We start from the raw sequence: 18,203 nt of genomic DNA, 5'->3' as shown, positions 1-18,203 counted from the left end.
TGTCTCCTGGCTGTTAGTTATTAGTCATTAGTCATTTGTCATTTGTCAGTCAAAATATTGACTGTTGACTATTAACTGTTAACTATTGACTGCGGTTGAGGTTGCGTCCAAGAGCTTTCACGATCTCTGGATTTTGTCGCAACAAATCTCGGATATCTTGTAATAAATCTTTCACATCATCTGCATCTGGCATTTTTTCACCGGTTAAAGGTGGAATTAGTTCTGCTGCCAAACGTTTGACTTCAAACAACTGAAATGATAAATCTCTCAACGCACGAACTACACCTGCTCTTTGAAATGCTGTGTTGGGAACGCGCACGTAAGAAGCCGCTTGCACCAAAATCATTAATCGGTTTGACGTTTCGACGATTGATTTAGCAATTCCCAATTTGCCACCAGCGATCGCAATTGTCGGGGCTTCTTTGGTTGACCAATTTAATGTCCATGACAACAGTTTTTCGATTGTCATCGCCGGCTTTAATTGTTTGGTTTCTTCGATAGTATATTGAGTGCCATCTGGTAAAGGAAATGCCAACTTTTTATCACGATTTGGGGGATTTTGTCTAGCTTTGGCAAAATCAATCCAAACAGCTTGTCTTTCGGCAGGACCGAGGAAAACACTATCCATAATCCGATAAGTTTCCTGAACTGATTCGGCAACAACTGACAAAGCTTGAGATAACAATACTAGCTGCGTACCAATGTAAGCACCACCACCAGTATCAGCATTAAAAGCATTCCAACTGTCTCTGAGCGAAAGTAGCGAATCTTTGATAATTAGGTAGTTACTGAAATTTTGTTCTTCATCAACATTGTTGACACGCGATCGCACTAAACCAAAAATATCAGCTAAATCCTTTAACTGTCCGCCAATTTTCTCAAAGCTATCATTTTCTTCTACATCTCCTAGCAATAGTTGAAATAAACTATCAACCCGCTGGGTACGTGGTCCCCCTTGGGTTCCCAATTCATTAATTAACTCGACTATTTGTGTCCGAACAACCGATCGCACGGCTTCCATATTCTGCGGATCGGCTGCGGGGTTGAGAGCATAAAGTTTATCTAACTGCCGCAAGGCATCATCTAATAAGGTTTTGGCACGATGATAAAGGCTAGCTTGCGCTCCACTCACTGTCCCCCCTAATTCCGTTTGGACTGTGTTGTAGCTGCAAGGCGTCCAATTATAAGTAATGCGTCCGTTACTTTCTTGGGGAGTAAAGGTTTTAGTCAGGGAATCTAGGAAGGCTTTGGGGTCATTATTAGAGCTTCGGCACAATACTTGACCGAGGGCATTATCGACTATTTGCTGTAAAGAACCACCACTATTATCAACAGTAACTAAAGCCGAATTTCGAGTTGTAGGTAGAGGGTTAACATTCTCGATTGTGGGCAAAATATCAACTACATTATCGTTATATATTTGAAACCCATTTAAAGGTTTAGTTGGTGTCGTCGTTTCGGGAACTATCCCTGCTGCCAAAATTTGAATTGATCCAGTATTATTGCCATTCAACTTCAAAGGTAATTTCGGTAAAACACGTTGAACTTGAGATTGCTGAACTACAACAAGGAAATATTTCCAAATAATACTTTCCAGGCATTCCTCAACAGTGCTACCCACTAAATCTTTGCCGCGATAAACTACGAAGAAAACATCAGGTATCCAATCTCTTTCTTCTGTATCTTGAATGAAATCTTGTTCTGTAAATTCGATATCAAAAATACCTTCTGAATCAGTTTTGCTGCTGCCAAGCCGGTCATCAAAGTGTTCATCTTTATCCCAAGCCTCAACTCGTAGAGGTACAGCCTCTGGAATATTTTCCGTATTTTTGACTTGACCGCGAATCCGATATGTGGTCATAATTTGTTATCTCCTTACCAGGGCTTTGTAAAAGTTTTGCGTAATCACCCCAGGTGTTGCTAGCTTTTTATCAAGTGCAGCACGCGATGCACCAATCAAAAACCGTTCTGGAATAATTCCCGGATCGTTCCCTGTTGCTAAACGTTGTCCCGCTTCTAAAATCATTTGCTGGTGGTGAAATTTGAATCCCGTCACCTCAGCTAAGGTTCTGCCCCCTAGTTCTTCGTAAGGGGTGTAACAAATGGTGTCTACTACCAAGGCATTGGCTTTACTAAAGGTTTCTAAAATTTCTTGAGGAATATTGCCTGCGCTGGGGTTGGGGTAAATTTGTTGCCAAATGCTTTTATAGTTATTTGCAGCTTTGGAAAAACCCATACGGCGTAGTAATTCGGTGCTAATAAATACTCGCAGATACGGTGTGGGATGGGGGGCACCTGGGTGAAAATTAAGGGTAGCTTGAGGCGATCGCCCAGCAATATCCATTAAGGAAGCAACAACATAAGGTCCCCCCAGTAACAAACCAGACATGTCAGCAAAGGTTTCGCTATGCCAACGAGTCCAAGTAGCGGCAACAAATTTGCTCATTCCCGCTTTTAAAAGACGTTTGGCGATCGCTTGGGGAATTGTCTGTCGCAGTTGTAAATCGGTTTGCAGATTGTGGGAAACTTCATGCAAAATCGCTCCCAATGTCCACGGGTTGACCAAGCGATGATAAGGTAGTTGAATCAACGGAAATGGATTAATTTGTTGACTCAGTTTAGTTAGGGGAATACCGCGCCGAAATGTTGCCGGAGAAAAGCCAGTTTTCATATAAGAAAAGGGCGCGGGTGCTGGAATTGACCTAGACCGTCCCAGCCCCATGTAAATGTACTGATAACAATCGAGAGCGATGCGATCGCAAGCTAATAGCCAATTACCAAATTGGGATTGTCTTTGTCCGAATAACTCTAAGTAGAAATCCCAGATTTGCTCAATCATGCGGACTAAGTTGTGTGCCTGATCTTTATGGCTCATCAATTGCTGCAATAAAGCGCTATCCGGCTGCTGAATCGATGCTTGGGCGCTTCTTCCCACTGTCTTTGATACAGAACGCAAATGCGATCGCAACTGCATTAAAAGTTGATTCACCGCATCAATGTGAGCATCGCTGGGACTGGCAGCATCTGTGCCAAACTCATCGTGTCGAAAGGAACGCAACGCTGCCGCGTGCCTAGTAACATTTAGCGCCTGTACCCGCAACCAAGGATCTAAATTCAGTGGTTCGACAAAGCGGGAAGCGGGTATATTATTTTGGGACAATAATGACGGAACCTGATAATTATCGTCCCAGTCATCCGGTGTATCCTCTATCAGCGTTTCAAACAGTCCGTTCATAAGACCTCACGGGATGCGGGAAACTCAGTCCCTTAAGGGCTGAGAGGGAAGCGGCACGAGCGTTTGACTATTGACTAATTCAAAGCATCCCAGGGTATTAGCGATAAACTGCTTGCCCAGACTGTTTAGAGATGTGACGACAATGGGGACATCTTTTGCTATGGATAACGCGCGATCGCTTCATCAAATTAGCTGCTACTTTCGGTTTCCCTAAAACCTGAGCAGTTTGACGTGCCAGGGTTTGCACCGCAGACTTTTGTGTAATTGGTTTGCCCTGTGCCGCTTGCCGAGCCAAATTGCTGACGGTGCTTTGCATTATCTTTGGCATAGTCTTCAGTAGCGGACGGGTTCTGCTATTGCGGAACATTGCTTTTCCGATTCTTGATGCACCTTGAATTAGTTTTGGCGCAACCTTTGGGATAATTGTAGAAGCAGCTTTCACAATTCCCGGTAAAGCTTTAGCAGCCAAGGGAATTAATGCACCCAGAAAAGCTTCAGCTTCAGCTTCGCTTTCACTGTTAGCTGCCATATATCCTAAATGCTCCATCAACGCTTCATACTCATTTGCTTGAGATGATTCAAACTCACTCTCAAACTCATATTCACCCTCACCTAACAAACCGCCAATTACGTTTCCAATTGACCCCAAAAATGGTTCCTGCTCATCCTCAAATTCAAATTCATTGTCTCCTCCACCCAGGAGACTACCAACAGCATTAATTGCCATTGGTGCAACTTTGCTCAATATACTCCCTAAAAATTCCTCACTTTCGTATTCACTCTCAAATTCCAACTCGAATTCCCGGTCTAAACCACTTTCCAGTTCATACTCAAACATAGTTTAGGTTCTCCTGTATTTAAAAAGAACAAGAGGAGCGAGAGAGTTTTTGCGCTCATTCCTGACTCAAAAAAACTCTGCGTACCCCTGCGATTACTCCGCGCTCCTCTACGTTTAAAAACGTTACTTCAATTCGCCTAACCCATTGCTCGTTTAGCTGGTACAGGCTTTTTCATTTTCCGCCCTGCTGATTTAGGCGAACCCATCAGCGTCTTGGCTACAGTGACAGGGCTGCTAAGTACCTTTTGGGTATGACCAGCCATCACACGAGCAGCCATCCGGGACGTAATCGGCTGACCTTTTGCTGCTTGTTTAGCTAACGTCTTACTAGTTCTGTCAACAATCGAGGGAATTACTTTGACTAATGGACGAGTTGTGGGAGATTTCCGTAGGGTGCGGGTTAAGTAGACCGAACCTCGAATCAAACTTGGAGTTATTTGACGCATGGCTGGCGATTGGATGGGGATAATTCTGGCTGTGAAAGCCCCAGCGTAGCCTTCGGCTTCGGCTTCGCTTTCAACTTTGCTGGCAGCGGTGGCTAAAGCTTCTGTCAAAGCTTCATATTGTGGTACGGATTCGTATTCGTACTCACTGGTCATTTCCCCTGTCCATTCGTACTCATTGTCAAATTCACTGGTTAATTCAGACTCAAATTCGCTTTCGCGAGCCAATTTACTGGTAATCGCACCTAAGGCTGCACCCGCAGCCGGACCACCAATCGCTGTACCTACAGCACCCGCAGCATAGGGGGCTATCTTTTTGAGTATGGGAGTTATTTTGGGAATTAGTCGGCGGAGTTTTCCTAAGAAAGCTTCGCTTTCATACTCGTTTTCATACTCGCTTTCTCCATCGCCTACAAGCATATTGCCTACGCCTTTGGCAATTGAGCCGAGAAATTCTTCATTTTCATATTCATCCTCGAATTCGTTAGAGTATCCACTCTCAAATTCGTCTTCAAATTCATCTTCAAATTCATGCTGCATCGTTTCTCCGTCCAACATCTTGTGACTCCGTGGATGAGAATGCTTACGTATTTAGGTATAACTGTTCCTGCAAGGTTGCCACAAGTCGCTTTTTCTAGGGAAACACATTTTGGCTAGCTCGGTTGAGTGTCACACATTCGAGCTACCATCAAAGATATAGAGTCTTAATTGCTACTATAATTTGAAAAAATCTGCTGAAATTTAGCTAGGATAAAACACATATTAAGTAGTCAAAATAATATATTTAACTTTGATTAACCGTGATTTTTCGAGGTTGTGACTGTTATGAGTTGTATCAAAAAGATTCAATTATACGTTTGTTAATGGCAAACTGTAAGTACACACTAGGGTGATTACATTTGCCATTTGAAATAGTGTAATAGGTTATCACTTTAAAAAAAGTTTTGTGTGTTAGTTGCGGAATTATTGCCTAAGTATTTGAATTTATCTATCCAGTAAAACTTACAGGATGAATAAGAACCATGACGATATCCAACAGGAAGAAACTGGTAGCTGCATCCGAGAATCAAAATCTGCTTGCGTTAGAACAAGAAGCGCTGCTAAAGGTTTTAGTCAGACAAGTTACTATTTCCCCTCCTCGCAAGCTGCCTCAAACCACCAACATGATGCTTAATGAAGTAATTTTTGAATCTGATGTAGATGGTGTACATTACTACCTAGTGCGCTGTAGCAAGGAAAAATCAATTTCCCACCTACAGTTTGCATCCCAGGAAAACCCTTCATTTGATGGAGATGCAGACCGTTTTGAAGAAAAAATTAATCTTAGCCCCCGTGAAATTGCGATCGCTAAATTAGTCGCACAGGGTCTTTCTAACAAATGTATTGCCATTCGTCTCCAAATTAGCCCTTGGACTGTCGCTACTCACCTGCGGCGTATTTTTGTCAAACTCGGTGTCACTTCCAGAACTGCTATGATTACTTGCCTACTTGAGGAAAATTCCTTACACAAGTAGCACAGCAGTTCATTTATATAGCCGTAACATAACTTAAGCCCCTGCCTCAAGTAGACGTAAGCCGTGATTTTAAGCTAAAGTTGTAATGAGTTTGTTTTAGATTAGGGTGTGAAAAAGCAACTCTCAAGAAGCACAAAAACTAATCGCTCTTTCTTTGCACTTGCCTAGCAATCAAAAGCAAAAACACAGATATAGGGATTTCAGTGCAAATTAGAAAAACATTGCATAAATAAAATAACAATTACACGTTCAAACATAGAAATAACCCCAATAGTTAAGAAACATAAATAAATATGCAAAAACAAGTAATCTCTACAACACCAATTCGTTCTCTAGAAGATGCCATTGACAGATGCCAAACACTGGGTATGCGCGTTAGCCGGCAGCGTCGCTTTATTTTAGAACTACTGTGGCAAGCACAAGAGCATCTTTCTGCCAGAGAGATTTACGATCGCCTAAATCAAGAAGGCAAAGAAATCGGACACACCTCCGTATATCAAAACTTAGAAGCGTTATCTAGTCAAAATATCATTGAGTGTATCGAACGCTGCGACGGACGTTTATACGGTAATATCAGCGATTCTCACAGTCATGTTAACTGCATAGATACAAATCAAATTCTCGATGTTCATATCGAACTACCAGAAGATTTTATCCGCCAAGTTGAAGAACAAACCGGAGTGAAAATTACTGAATATAGTATTAACTTCTATGGCTATCGGCAGAACAAAGACGAGAGTTAATTGTTGGGCATTGGGCAGCAGGAAGGGGAAAGGGGGAAAGGGGAAAAGGGAAAAACTTTTCTTCCTTTACCCTTTAACCTTTTCCCCTCATAAAATTTCCCATGTCCTTTTTCTCTGTCCTGCCCAAACAAGTCACAATGAGGGGATTAAGCTAAGTATCACAGCTGTTTTCTAAAAGCGCAAAAAATAGCATCTATGTTTTTGAGTGGAGTATGAGCGATCCTCTAAAAGTATTATTAATCGACCAAGACCCAATTTTTCGGCTAGGGTTGCGAGTAGTTTTGGAACAAGTCCCTAATTTGGAAGTTACATCGGAAGCTGAAACAGATACCGTTGCCTTGCATATATTAGCAGAATTTGCCAAAAAAGACCCCAAAGCAGTGAATTTGGTAATTTTGGAATTAGGTAATAGTCGTTATTTACAACTTTGTCGCCAACTTAAAGCTGAGTACCCCAATTTACCGATTTTACTGCTCAGTTCTGTTTCTGAACCAGGGCTGCTGATGGCGGCAAGAGATGCTGGTGTAGATGGCTACTGTCCCAAAGGTACACTTGTTTCTGAGTTAGTTGAGGCAATGCAACTCATAGCATCTGGTGGTAATTATTGGCAGGGGGGGGGAAAAATAACTCCAAACTCCTCACCTTCGTACAGACGTTCCGACGGAACGTCTCTACCTCAATCTTCCCGTCTTCCTTTCGCTAGGCTGCGAAATAATTGGCATTTATTAGGAATTAATTCTATTAACGCTACTTTGGCGGAAGTGACCGCAAAACTGCAAGTCCCCGGTTTGCCGCTACTAGAACGAGCTATTTTAGCTGGACAGCGACGCGAATTATTAGCAGCTGGTTGGCTAGTCAATCGGCTGTTAGCCACACCCCAAGAAAGGCAAAATGACAAAATGACAGCGATCGCCCAACCACTAACAAATCCTTCACTTAATAGTGCTATTGTCATAGACTCGCCAATAAAGCAAAATTATCCTTCTTTACTTAGCCCAAGAGCGCTGCAAGCAACATTATTTTCATCTTGTGTTGCAAAACTTCAATTACCTTTACAAAATTTGAGCGATCAACCTTTAGAAGTTGACATTTTGCGTCCAGATAAAAAACGGGATTTACTTTATCTCATTCTGCAAAAACTTGCTAATTCTTTGGATGAACTGCGTGCTTCTCAAATAGAAGTTCATCAATTAAAGGAGTTAAAACATATCATATTATGTGATTTATGGCAAGCATCAACAACAGACTTTTTTGGTAAATTTACCAAAGTACAAGTAGGTAATCAAAATTTAGAAATTGTTACTTTCTTGCTGCAAGCTGCGAAAGTTGTAGAAACAGAAATTATTCTAAAGATTCCTCTGGTAGTAGAGTTATTTTCTTATCTACTATTTCAAACAGATTTATCTATTGATAATGCCATTTACGCAGCGGGTAGCTTAGAGGCTATGGAGCAATCTTTAATAATTTTAGAAAATTTATTAATTCAAGTGGCAAATGGTGTAGTGCAGCCACTGCTTAACACATTAGCAGATGTAGAAGCCATTAAACAAAGTTTTTACGATCGCCAATTTATTTCCACACGAGAAATCGAACGTTTCCGCAATGATTTATCATGGAAATACCGCTTGCGAAATTATGTCAGTGAAGCTCAGGCGATTTTTGAAAGTCGTTATGAACTATTTGTATTTACCCCTCGCGGTATTGCGAAAATATCAATTTATGCTCCCCGCAGTCAAGAGTTAGCCCAACTTTCTGGAATTCCGCTATTAGTGACATTAGCATTAGAATTTCGGGATGCGATCGCTCCTCGGCTAAAATCACTATTATCTTTATTTGGTGGTGGTATTGTTTTTGTTCTCACTCAAGTAATTGGTAGAGGTTTGGGGTTAATTGGTCGTGGTATTCTCCAAGGTATTGGTAGTGCAAAATTGCCGGAAAGAAACTTGAAAAGAAACGATGATCGATCTAGATGATTATAATAATCCTGAAAAGTTAGATTCCCCACTTCTTTAAGAAGTCGGGAATCTGAACACCGCTAATTTTCACTCTTTGATCTAGGATTGCTATAGCTTTAAATCAGAGACTTTTATCGAATTAATTCCATCTTCGTGATTAGGGTTTCTAGTCGGCTTTTACCGCAGGGTTCAGCGCTTTGACAATCGTTAACTGAGACTTTTTTATAAAATAAGCGCACTTTCTTGTTTAAAAAAGTTTTTTCTCTGGCACAAATTTCAAAAGACGCACCGATATTTTGGTAGACTTTTCCTTTGTTATCTACTAAATTGACATAGCACATAATGTCGCCATTGGTCATACTTTTAACTGTGGCAATGGTTGGTTTTGTGACTACCTCCCTTGCTTGAACAGCAGTTAGGTTAGTAAAAAAGCTAATACCACCGCTAACAGCTGAGACAGACAAACCTAAAACGGATAAGTATAAAGGTATTTTTTTACCTTTCATTCTTTTTTGATGTTGAGCTAGCATAATGAAATTCTTCTATTTATGTGCTAATTAGTAATTATATTATGTCTAATTAACATTAAAAAAATATCGCAACCCTCGTAGAGACGTTCCGCCGGAACGTCTTTACTTTACAATGAGATAAAAATCATTTAAACATTCCAATTGCGGCGAAAATGGAAGAAGCCTTCCAGAAAATCTTGCAAACCAATATTGCTATTTAACTTTTGCCGTTCCCATTCTTGTGCAGTTTGTTCAATAATTTCTGAGAAACCCGGATAAACAAAAGATAAATTCGCTAATTGATTAATTTTAATTTTTTGAGATATAGCCAAAGCAATGATATTTATTAATTCTCCCGCTTCTGCCCCCAGTAAAGAAGCGCCTAAAATTTCTCCATTACGATGGACAATTAATTTGCATATACCTGTAGTTTCTTCGCTAATTTGGGCTGCTGTCAATATTTTAAAATATTGTCGCAAAACTAAAACTTCATCTTGAATATATCGACATTTGGCTTGTTTTTCTGTTAAGCCGACTTGTGCCAGCATTGGATAAGAAAACAGTCCCCAAGGAACGCATTGATAATTAACTTTACTAACTGGAAAAAACAAAGCATTCTTTAAGGCAATTTTGGCTTCATAATTAGCAATATTAACAAATTCATAACCACCAATAACATCACCACAAGCATAAATATGGCGATTAGTTGTTTGCAATTTGTCATTGACTATCAAGCGATGTTGATGCCATTTGACACCTACCGCAGCCAAATTTAAAGATTCAATATTCGGCTGTTGGGCGATCGCTACCAAAATTTCATCAGTTTCAATTGCCTTATCTCCAGCCTGAACCCACTTTTTGTTATCAATTCGTCTCACCTGAGTTACAGTTGTTTGCGTCAGCAAGCGCACACCATCGGCTTCTAACTGCCCTTGTAGCAACTGGATTATCTCTGGGTCAAGATTAGGCAAAATATAGGGATGCTTGACAACTAGCGTCACGCTGCAACCCAATCGCGTCAAAGTTTGTGCTACTTCAACGCTTTGGGGGACACCGCCAATTATCACCCAATTTTTGGGTAATGTTGAAAACTCACCCAAAGCCTGCCAAATATTAGATAAAGTAAAAAAGCCGGTACTTTGCAACCCTTCAATTTCTGGAATTGCCGGACGGGAACCACTAGCTATTAAATAGGTACGTGCGTGAAGCTGACGCTTATTAACGGCAAAAGCAAGATGAGGTGACAATACAAATTCACCGCTACCAATGATGACATCGACACCCTTTGCCGCTAAAATGGCGAGTGAATTTTGTTCTTGAAGATTTGAGACAACACCGCGAGCATAAAGCATCGCCTCTTGCCATTCTACAGATATTTGGCACTTTTCTGAGAAGACTGTTGTGGGTATTCTCCCGTTTAGGTAATCCTGTGCAGTATCCCCATAGAAATGAATACCAAAATTAGCCGCAGCATCAACACGCTGGGCAAGTTTGCCTATTTCCCCAAGCGCGTAGTGATAAATAAACCCCAAGTTGACCTTGGGTTCCACTAAGGCAACAGTGGCGTGTAGATTAGTAGCAGCAAGGGCTGCATTGCGTCCAGCGAGACTACCGCCAATAATTACAACATCGTAGTCAATAGTCATTAGTCAATAGTCAATAGCGCTCTTTTATTACTCTGGAGATAGGAAATTTGAAACCCTATTTTCAGGTTAGTCCACGTAGGTGAACTTTGTTTGTGTAGCCGCGAATTATATTCGCCCAATTATCTCTTGAATTTTAGATTTTGGAGCCAAGGATTTTGGATACCCAATCCAAAATCCTCAAGCCTCATTTTATGAGTGGGTAGGTTAAATCCACTCATCTCAAATCTAAAATTGTTTGACTAATGCTTTCAGCGCTGTTAGTAAACATTGGTTATCTGATTTAGAGCGTACAGCAACTCGGAAGTAGCGATCGCCTAATTCTTTAAAACTAAGACAATCGCGAATGTAAATTTGGTAATCCTTAAGTAATTGTTCTTGCAATTGGCAGACAGATTGTTGTGACTCAACAAGTAAAAAATTAGCAGCACTCTCCTTTGGTTGCAACCCTGGTAATTGAGCTAAACCCTGAAAGAGTTGGTTTCGTGCAGGTGGTAGCCATTCCCAGGTTGCAGACTGAAACTCTTTATCGCCGAGTGCAGCGATCGCCGCTGCTGCTGCTAAAGTGTTAACGGGCCAAGGATCGCGCCACAGCTGCCATTTAGACAAGCGATCGGGATGAGCGATCGCATATCCGAGTCGCAGTCCAGGCAGACTGTAAAATTTTGTTAGCGATCGCAAAATCACCAAATTCGGATATTTCTGAATTACCGGAATTAGACTTTGTTCCTCATGCGGAGGCAGAAAATCCATAAACGCTTCATCCACCACCACCAAAGCAAACTGTTCCAAGTAAGGCAAAATTTCTTCTACCGAAAACAGCTTACCCGTTGGGTTGTGGGGATTATTCAGCAATAACCCGCTTTGGGAGAGGGGGGGATGGGGAGAGGGGGAGACAAGGAGAGGGGGAGACAAGGAGAGGGGGAGAAATTCTTTCTTGTTCCCCTTGTCCCCTTGCCCCCTTGTCCCCTTGCCCCCTTGTTCCCCTTGTCCCCTTGCCCCCTTGTCCCCTTGTCCCCCTTGTCCCCTTGTCCCCTTGTCCCCCCCTCTCCTCAAATCAATCGGACACTCCAGCACTTTGGCATCATATGCCGCAAGCGATCGGTAGTAATCGCCAAAAGCTGGAGTAATTAAAGTTGTTGCGGCTAGCTTGGAAAAATCTTTACCTGATAACGTAAGTAATTCTGCCGAACCGTTACCCGGCAGAATCCATTCAGGCGGCAATTGATGGAAGTGACCCAGAGCCTGTCTTAGTTCACTGTAATCGGGATCTGGATAGTGCTTAAGATTACCCAATTGAGACGTAATAGCAGCGATCGCGCTGTTTGGTGGTCCCAAAGGGCTGATGCTCGCAGAAAAATCCAGAATAGCACTAGGGGAACAGCCAGCGAGTGCTGCTGCCCAAGCTAAATTTCCCCCGTGTGCTCTTTGCCGCATAAAAAAAGAGTTTCCTAAAAAAGAATTTATACTTTTGGGGGTGCAACTCTTTCTCTAAACATTTTGCCAGCGGAAAAAGCAGGAACCTTGGTTGCTGGAATTTCCATCTTTTCGTTTGTTTTCGGGTTGCGACCTTCACGAGCTTTACGTTCGCGTGATTCAAACGAACCAAACCCCACCAGCGTTACCTTATCACCAGAAGAGACAGCTTCGATAATAGTTTCCAACGCCGCACTTAAGACAGCATCAGCTTGCTTCTTCGTCACACTAGCTTTTTCAGCCACCGCATCAACTAATTCACCTTTGTTCATGTGAAACTCCTTGAAGTTTATTTTCGATTGTCTACAGGCACAGTTCAAGAGCGCATCCTTACGTAAAACTCTGTTTGGAGATTTACAAAAAGCGGACTTTGGGAGCATTCCACATAAAATGCCTGTAAATCCTGTAGACTGCACTTTTCAAAGATTCATTCTAAGGTGTTGTAGCCTGATGTGGATAGATGAAACCATTAATTTATATAGATTTCGGCATTTTTTCTATTTATAAAGCGATTGTTTGACTAAAAACTAGGAAAAAATACTTAGTAAAACACTAACTTTAGGGGCGATCGCTAATTTGGATGATAGCTTCACCTTATCTTAAACGTTCTAAAGCATCAGGAAGTGTAGTAAATAGGTAGACAAAAATATTTACAGTCCGAAGCGATCGTAATGAGATAAATATTTTTGCGTAACCACTTATTGTCATTGCGTTCGCGCAACGCGTCTCGTAGAGAGGAACGTTCGCGGAGCGTCTCGAAGAGAAGCAATCGCAAGATTTTGGGTTTGTCGCAATGTGTAAATATTTTTGCGTAACCACTTGCCTAGACTTCTTGCATAAATCAAAAAAAGAACCCCACCCCGCCTTTGACGCAAGTCAAACTCTCCCCTCCCCGCTTGCGGGGAGGGGCTGGGGGGTGGGGTCTTAGGGGAATGAGTGCAAGAGGTCTCCTGGGCATCGATCCAGATATTCATGCATTGACATACCTCCTCGTCCTGAAGGAGCGAGGATTCCTTGACACTTCACGCTCGTTGCGCCACTAAGTGGTCTTATCGTCCCTCCATGTCCGTTTATAGTCTCCCAATGCCCTATGGCGACTATACATATTCTAGCAAAAGCCGTCCTTCTAGGACGGGGCTTGTATCCCATTATTTTGGTCAACAGAGGAAAGTCTGTACGTCGCGCTGCAAATAACAGACAAGCTTGAATGTCTTCTGGCTCCAGATCGGGAAAATCTTCTAAAATTTCGGCTGCACTTACATTTTCAGCCAGCATCTCTAAAATGTCAGTCACACGGATTCGCATTCCTCGAATACAAGGACGACCTCCACATTGCCCAGGATTTTGCGTAATTCGACTTAGAAACGTAGCTGCTTGAGTCATTACTCTACTATTGCCTGAATTAGTTGTATGTTAACAAAACATACCATTTTCAATATCGGTCGGTTGATCTGATATCTTGCACTAGTGCTATCTTCCGCCATTCAGTTATAAACCGCTGTCTCTCTCATCGCTAAAGTCTTCGTGCATAAGACTGAACAGGGGTTTGAGTCCACTTAAGTGGACTTTAGCTATTAGCCTCAGAATTCATTCTGAGGCGGTTGTTGGAGTTGGTGCAAGATATCAGCTTATCTGCCTGGAACCTTCAAGCCGCTACGCTCCAGGGTTTGCCGCACCTCTGGGCTAGGAGTGTAGTTATAGCCGTAGGAGGAGCGCTCAGAGTCATCCATAATTTGCGGCGTCAGCAACACAATCACCTCTTGACGCTGATTCTGTCTGTTTGTGCTTCTAAACAAGGAACCAAGGAGGGGAATATCACCCAAAATGGGAATCTTGGAGACAGTTGTCCGGTCTGAATCTTGAATTATGCCGCTAAGAATTAGTGTCTGACCATCTCGTAGACGAATCAAGCCAGAAGTAAGGGAACGCTCAGACACTAAAACGATTCTTCCGTTTCCTGTATTTTCTGAACCCGAAGGTGCGCTTACAGTAGGAGCAACTGACAGAGAAACGAAACCATTATCGTCAATCCGCTCAATTTTCACATTCAAGGTTAAGCCAACTTTTTGTTTATCAATTGTGACTCTTTCTCTAGAGCCACCAGCATTATCGGTTATCTCTCTTGTAACGTTTCCTACTACTTCTTGAGTCAAGTTGACAAGAGCCTGTTGACCTTCTTGCACAATTAAAGTTGGATCAGTCAAAATCTTGGCATTACCACTGACTACCTGAGCCTGCAAAGTAGCAAGCAAGCGTTTGGGAAACTGGAACAGAGACGGGAGAGCCGTTGTAATTGACCCAATAGTTCCTGGAGTGGTAGCAACAACTCTACTGGGAGCAATTGCAGCAGTACCAGGAATTGCAGGAGTAATCACAACACCGTTTGCATCAATAACAGCAGGAGTACCAGGAGTTGCAGCAGTACCAGGAGTATCTGTAATAGTGGTTGTAGTTGGCGTACCTGGTGTAACGTTTGTGATCACTGACTGGTATGGGTCTGATAAAACCCCTGTACTAGGCGCGGCAAATGTTGCAGCACCTCCGGGTTGATTTGTTACTATCCGCCCATTATCAATGACTATTTGACCTACTCCAGTTCCTGGAACAGATATCGGATTATTGGGATTTAGAAAACCCTGCGCTCCTCCATAGGGATTTGTGATAACTGGTGGAGTGGTTAAACTTGAAGTTGCTTGTACTCGACTAGGTGGATTGACACCACCAAAATTCAGAGATGCTGCACCACCATCATTGGTAAAGAAGTTTTTGCCAACGCCAAAAGAAAAGCTGGTGTTGAAGTCTTGAGTGTTATTGAGGTTAACATCAACAATTTTGACGTTGATTGCCACTTGACGACGCCGGATATCAAGTTGACCTAGTTGTGCCATTGCCATTTCAACAAGCTTCGGTGGACCAATCAAGGTCAGCGAATTGGTGCGCTCGTCTCCTAGTGCTTGCAAACCTCTTAGTAATGGCTTTGAATCTTCAAAGTTAATGCGTTGATTTTCAACTCTGCTTTCTGTAGTCGTCTGAGTTTGAGTGATTGGCGTAGCTCCAGTACCCACAGGTACAGCACTGACGCTAGTAACTTGTCGTTCGCGGCTGACGGCACTTTCTGCCCCTAAGCCGACCAAAAAGTTCAAAGCAACTCCCACCGTTACCTGATTGAGTCGCAAATTACGCATTACCGTATCACGAGTAGCGTTAGGTAAATTCGCTCCCACAAAAATGGTGCGTCCGCTACGGTTAGCCTCTAAACCACTTAGACGCAAAACGTAGTTAAAAACATCTTGCACTGGCTCGTTTTCAATATCTAGCGAAATTGTCGGTCCATCACCCCCAGCAGCAGCAGCCGGCTTCCCATCAGCACCTTGTCCCCCTCCTGCATAAGCCAAATTCAAATTAGCAGCACGGGCAAGCAGTGATAAAACTTCACGTACTGGAGCATCTCGTAACACCAAGCGCGGGACACGTTCTTGAGTTCCCAAATCAATCACGCTGGGAGAAGCATCAGTATTAGAAATGGCAATATCTCCCACTGGTGGGGCAACCGCTCTCGGTAAAAAAGGCGGTGCCGCTGTCCCAGGTTGACCAGGACCCGATGCTTGTGCCGGTGTCCCGTCCACCCTCACTTGCGGATTTGGAACAACAGGAGCCGGTTCGGATGGGGTAGAAGCAGCCGGCGCTGGGGAAATTGGTGCGCCCACCGCTATTTCCGTTCCTGGGGTATAGCTGAGGGTAATTCCGCTGCCTCCTCGCTTCACAGGCTGAGTATTGGGAACTCCTTTCTCTCCAGTCACCGTTACTCGAATGCTATTTGCATCAAGCTGATTGATTACTACAGAGGTAATTCCCGGTGCGGGGTTATCTTGGCGGAAACTATTACCTTTAGGCAAACGTAGTTGCGTATTAATCAAATCTGCCACTAGACTTTTACCCCGTTTTGTGGTAAAAACCTGTGAGCGCGAACCTGAGGAAGTTTTTAGAACAACATTAATTCCCCCATCAACGGGATTTAACTGTACATCAGTAATCTCAGAAGTCTGTGCCGACACAGGTTGAGCGGCTACAAACACAAAAGCAGCGGCTGCCAATATAAAACTTTTACCGTGAAGTTGTTTCACAGTTCATTCCTCACTTTATAAAATAATTTAGTTCACCCGCCCGCAGGCTATAAGCCTGGGGCTAATCTTACGAAGCCCACCTTGTCTGCGACACGCTACGCGAACGTGGGCTGGATTTTTTAGCCTGCGAAGGCAGGCTTTGTTTGTATAGCCCCAGGCTTCCAGCCTGAGGGCTTTGCGAGAATCTCATTTACTTCTTCACTTGCCCCTCTTTAGCTGCTGCTGCTACTTCCTCAGCATTAAGTGGCATCAACGCTTGTAACACGAAGGACGTAGTAATCGGTGCTGGACCAATTCGACGCACCCCTTTACCTGGTTCAACAGCGGGTTCTGATGCCAAAATAGATTGATAATCTTTAACTAGCAACAAAGGCTGTAAACGTTCAATGTTGCGGAAAATCGATTGTGTTTGTTCATAGGTTCCTTGAACTTCAATATTAATAGTGCTGCGTTTCAATTTGCCGTTTACTAGTGGTCCCAAACTACTATCGATAATCGGTTCTGGTTTCTGCCCAGATGGTGCAAACTTTTTCAGTTTTGCCCTAACTGCATTTGCCGGAATTTGAGCATTACCAGATTCAACTAAGCGATTCAAATCGAGTAACAATGTATCCAAGGTTTTCTCATTGGCAAATAAAGATAAAACTTGGATTTGTTGCTGTTTTGATTGCGCTAGTTCTTCTTTAACTTTGCCAATTTGTCGGATGCTGGCATTCTTTTGCTGAATTTGCGAATCTAACTCTTGGCTTTTTGTTTGCTGTTGTTGAAAGCTCTCCCAAGCCGGCATCACTAAGCTAAAAAGCATAAAACCTGCTACCCCCAAACCTACAACCCCCACCAAAATGCCAATGATTTTTGGTGTGAAGGTAATGCCGAATGCGCTAGGATAAGCAGAAGCAGCCGCCTCAAACGCGCCATCTTGCTCACCAAAATTTAAATCTTCACTGTACGTCATTTAGAAATGACTCCTGTTTGTTGTAGACTGCGAATTCTACTGACTAATCCAACTGTGCCTTTTTGCTCCAACTCGCGGGTTAATTGAGAAGCCGGAACATCGCTCATGGTGGATTGAATAGTGTATTTGACTATTTGTGGTGGTTTAATTAATACAGAATTTGCAGGTGCGGTATCGGCAGGTATGGGAGCATCTACTAACTCTGCTGTTGTAATTTTGCCCTCGGTGGATTTAAGGAAAGGTGACTGTTGCAGACTGAGTAAGAAATCGTTGACATCGTTAAAAGAGCGAGCATAGCCAGTAATTTCCACTCCAGAAGGGGGATTAGCTGGTGGTTGCCCTTGAACAGCTGCTGTAGTGAGTGTGATTTGCTTGATGTTTTCAATTTGCACAGTTGCGGGAATGCGATCGCGCATATCTTGCAAGATCGCTGACCAAGGTCGAATTTGGTCAAATACAGTCACTAAAGCTTGAGTCTCTGCTTTAACTTTGTTCGTTTCTTCCTTGATTTTGTTAATATTCCCAACTTGCGACTCTAATTGTTGGTTTTGTTGCTCTAGTTTGGCTATGTTCTCTCCTAACTCAGTATTTTTCCCTTGCAAAAACCACAATCCACCCCCCACCAAAGCCGGTAAAATCACACCAACAGTAGCTCCTATATATATCGGTGTTAAATCACCAAGAGAAATTGCCTGTCTTGGTTTCTTGCCCTTATTTTTCGGCTGAGGTGCGCGGTCTTTAAGAAAATTAACGTCTAAACTGTACATT

14 protein-coding genes and 1 pseudogene are annotated in these 18,203 nt (G+C 42.8%); 3 read left to right on the top strand and 12 right to left on the bottom strand.

Going from position 1 to position 18,203, the window contains the following annotated elements; all coding sequences use genetic code 11:
- Window positions 1-82 precede the first annotated feature (82 nt).
- From TOL9009_RS0127475 to TOL9009_RS0127460, 4 genes are all read right to left on the bottom strand, one after another.
- Window positions 83-1,861, bottom strand: a complete 1,779-nt coding sequence (locus tag TOL9009_RS0127475) for a hypothetical protein (protein WP_029636384.1) — start codon at window positions 1,859-1,861, stop codon at window positions 83-85.
- A 6-nt stretch (window positions 1,862-1,867) separates the two neighbouring features.
- Complete coding sequence (locus TOL9009_RS40690; RefSeq protein ID WP_199341367.1) at window positions 1,868-3,235, bottom strand: hypothetical protein; 1,368 nt, start codon at window positions 3,233-3,235, stop codon at window positions 1,868-1,870.
- A 97-nt stretch (window positions 3,236-3,332) separates the two neighbouring features.
- Window positions 3,333-4,073, bottom strand: coding sequence for a hypothetical protein (locus TOL9009_RS0127465; protein WP_029636383.1), 741 nt, complete (start codon window positions 4,071-4,073; stop codon window positions 3,333-3,335).
- A 137-nt stretch (window positions 4,074-4,210) separates the two neighbouring features.
- The gene (locus tag TOL9009_RS0127460) at window positions 4,211-5,056 is read right to left on the bottom strand and encodes a hypothetical protein (RefSeq protein WP_144238353.1); all 846 of its coding nucleotides are present in this window, start codon (window positions 5,054-5,056) and stop codon (window positions 4,211-4,213) included.
- 482 nt (window positions 5,057-5,538) lie between these two features.
- Here TOL9009_RS0127460 and TOL9009_RS0127455 point away from each other — a divergent pair, with 482 nt between their 5' ends.
- The 3 genes from TOL9009_RS0127455 (at window position 5,539) to TOL9009_RS0127445 (ending at window position 8,746) form a co-directional block, all read left to right on the top strand.
- Window positions 5,539-6,030 carry a LuxR family transcriptional regulator gene (locus TOL9009_RS0127455; protein ID WP_084763318.1) on the top strand — a complete coding sequence of 164 codons (492 nt, stop codon included), beginning with the start codon at window positions 5,539-5,541 and terminating at the stop codon, window positions 6,028-6,030.
- A gap of 293 nt (window positions 6,031-6,323) precedes the next feature.
- A complete protein-coding gene (locus TOL9009_RS0127450; protein ID WP_029636377.1) occupies window positions 6,324-6,773 on the top strand; it encodes a Fur family transcriptional regulator in 450 nt (149 codons plus the stop codon).
- A 212-nt stretch (window positions 6,774-6,985) separates the two neighbouring features.
- Window positions 6,986-8,746, top strand: coding sequence for a DUF3685 domain-containing protein (locus TOL9009_RS0127445; RefSeq protein WP_029636375.1), 1,761 nt, complete (start codon window positions 6,986-6,988; stop codon window positions 8,744-8,746).
- Window positions 8,747-8,859: 113 nt separating this feature from the next.
- On the opposite strand, the gene TOL9009_RS42355 is transcribed toward TOL9009_RS0127445, so the two are convergent.
- The 8 genes and pseudogenes from TOL9009_RS42355 to TOL9009_RS0127405 form a co-directional block, all read right to left on the bottom strand.
- On the bottom strand, window positions 8,860-9,234 hold the full coding sequence (locus TOL9009_RS42355) for a hypothetical protein (RefSeq protein ID WP_221928656.1): 375 nt from the start codon (window positions 9,232-9,234) through the stop codon (window positions 8,860-8,862).
- A 152-nt stretch (window positions 9,235-9,386) separates the two neighbouring features.
- Window positions 9,387-10,883 (bottom strand): dihydrolipoyl dehydrogenase family protein, encoded by a 1,497-nt coding sequence (locus TOL9009_RS0127435; protein ID WP_029636374.1) that lies wholly within the window; start codon window positions 10,881-10,883, stop codon window positions 9,387-9,389.
- A gap of 225 nt (window positions 10,884-11,108) precedes the next feature.
- Window positions 11,109-12,317 carry a threonine-phosphate decarboxylase gene (locus tag TOL9009_RS0127430; RefSeq protein ID WP_029636372.1) on the bottom strand — a complete coding sequence of 403 codons (1,209 nt, stop codon included), beginning with the start codon at window positions 12,315-12,317 and terminating at the stop codon, window positions 11,109-11,111.
- Between the two features lie 26 nt (window positions 12,318-12,343).
- Window positions 12,344-12,628 carry an HU family DNA-binding protein gene (locus tag TOL9009_RS0127425; RefSeq protein ID WP_029636370.1) on the bottom strand — a complete coding sequence of 95 codons (285 nt, stop codon included), beginning with the start codon at window positions 12,626-12,628 and terminating at the stop codon, window positions 12,344-12,346.
- An 883-nt stretch (window positions 12,629-13,511) separates the two neighbouring features.
- A pseudogene (locus TOL9009_RS40680) lies at window positions 13,512-13,739 on the bottom strand (DUF433 domain-containing protein); the annotation flags it as partial.
- Between the two features lie 245 nt (window positions 13,740-13,984).
- Complete coding sequence (locus tag TOL9009_RS0127415) at window positions 13,985-16,480, bottom strand: type IV pilus secretin family protein (RefSeq protein ID WP_029636368.1); 2,496 nt, start codon at window positions 16,478-16,480, stop codon at window positions 13,985-13,987.
- Window positions 16,481-16,670: 190 nt separating this feature from the next.
- Window positions 16,671-17,435 (bottom strand): hypothetical protein, encoded by a 765-nt coding sequence (locus TOL9009_RS0127410; protein WP_029636366.1) that lies wholly within the window; start codon window positions 17,433-17,435, stop codon window positions 16,671-16,673.
- A complete protein-coding gene (locus TOL9009_RS0127405; protein ID WP_029636364.1) occupies window positions 17,432-18,202 on the bottom strand; it encodes a PilN domain-containing protein in 771 nt (256 codons plus the stop codon). Before TOL9009_RS0127405 ends, TOL9009_RS0127410 begins: the two co-directional genes overlap by 4 nt.
- Between the last annotated feature and the right edge of the window lies 1 nt (window position 18,203).

Origin of the sequence: [Scytonema hofmanni] UTEX 2349, from assembly GCF_000582685.1 — a bacterium.
GTDB lineage: Bacteria > Cyanobacteriota > Cyanobacteriia > Cyanobacteriales > Nostocaceae > Hassallia > Hassallia hofmanni.
This window is presented reverse-complemented; position numbering and strand designations above follow the sequence as displayed.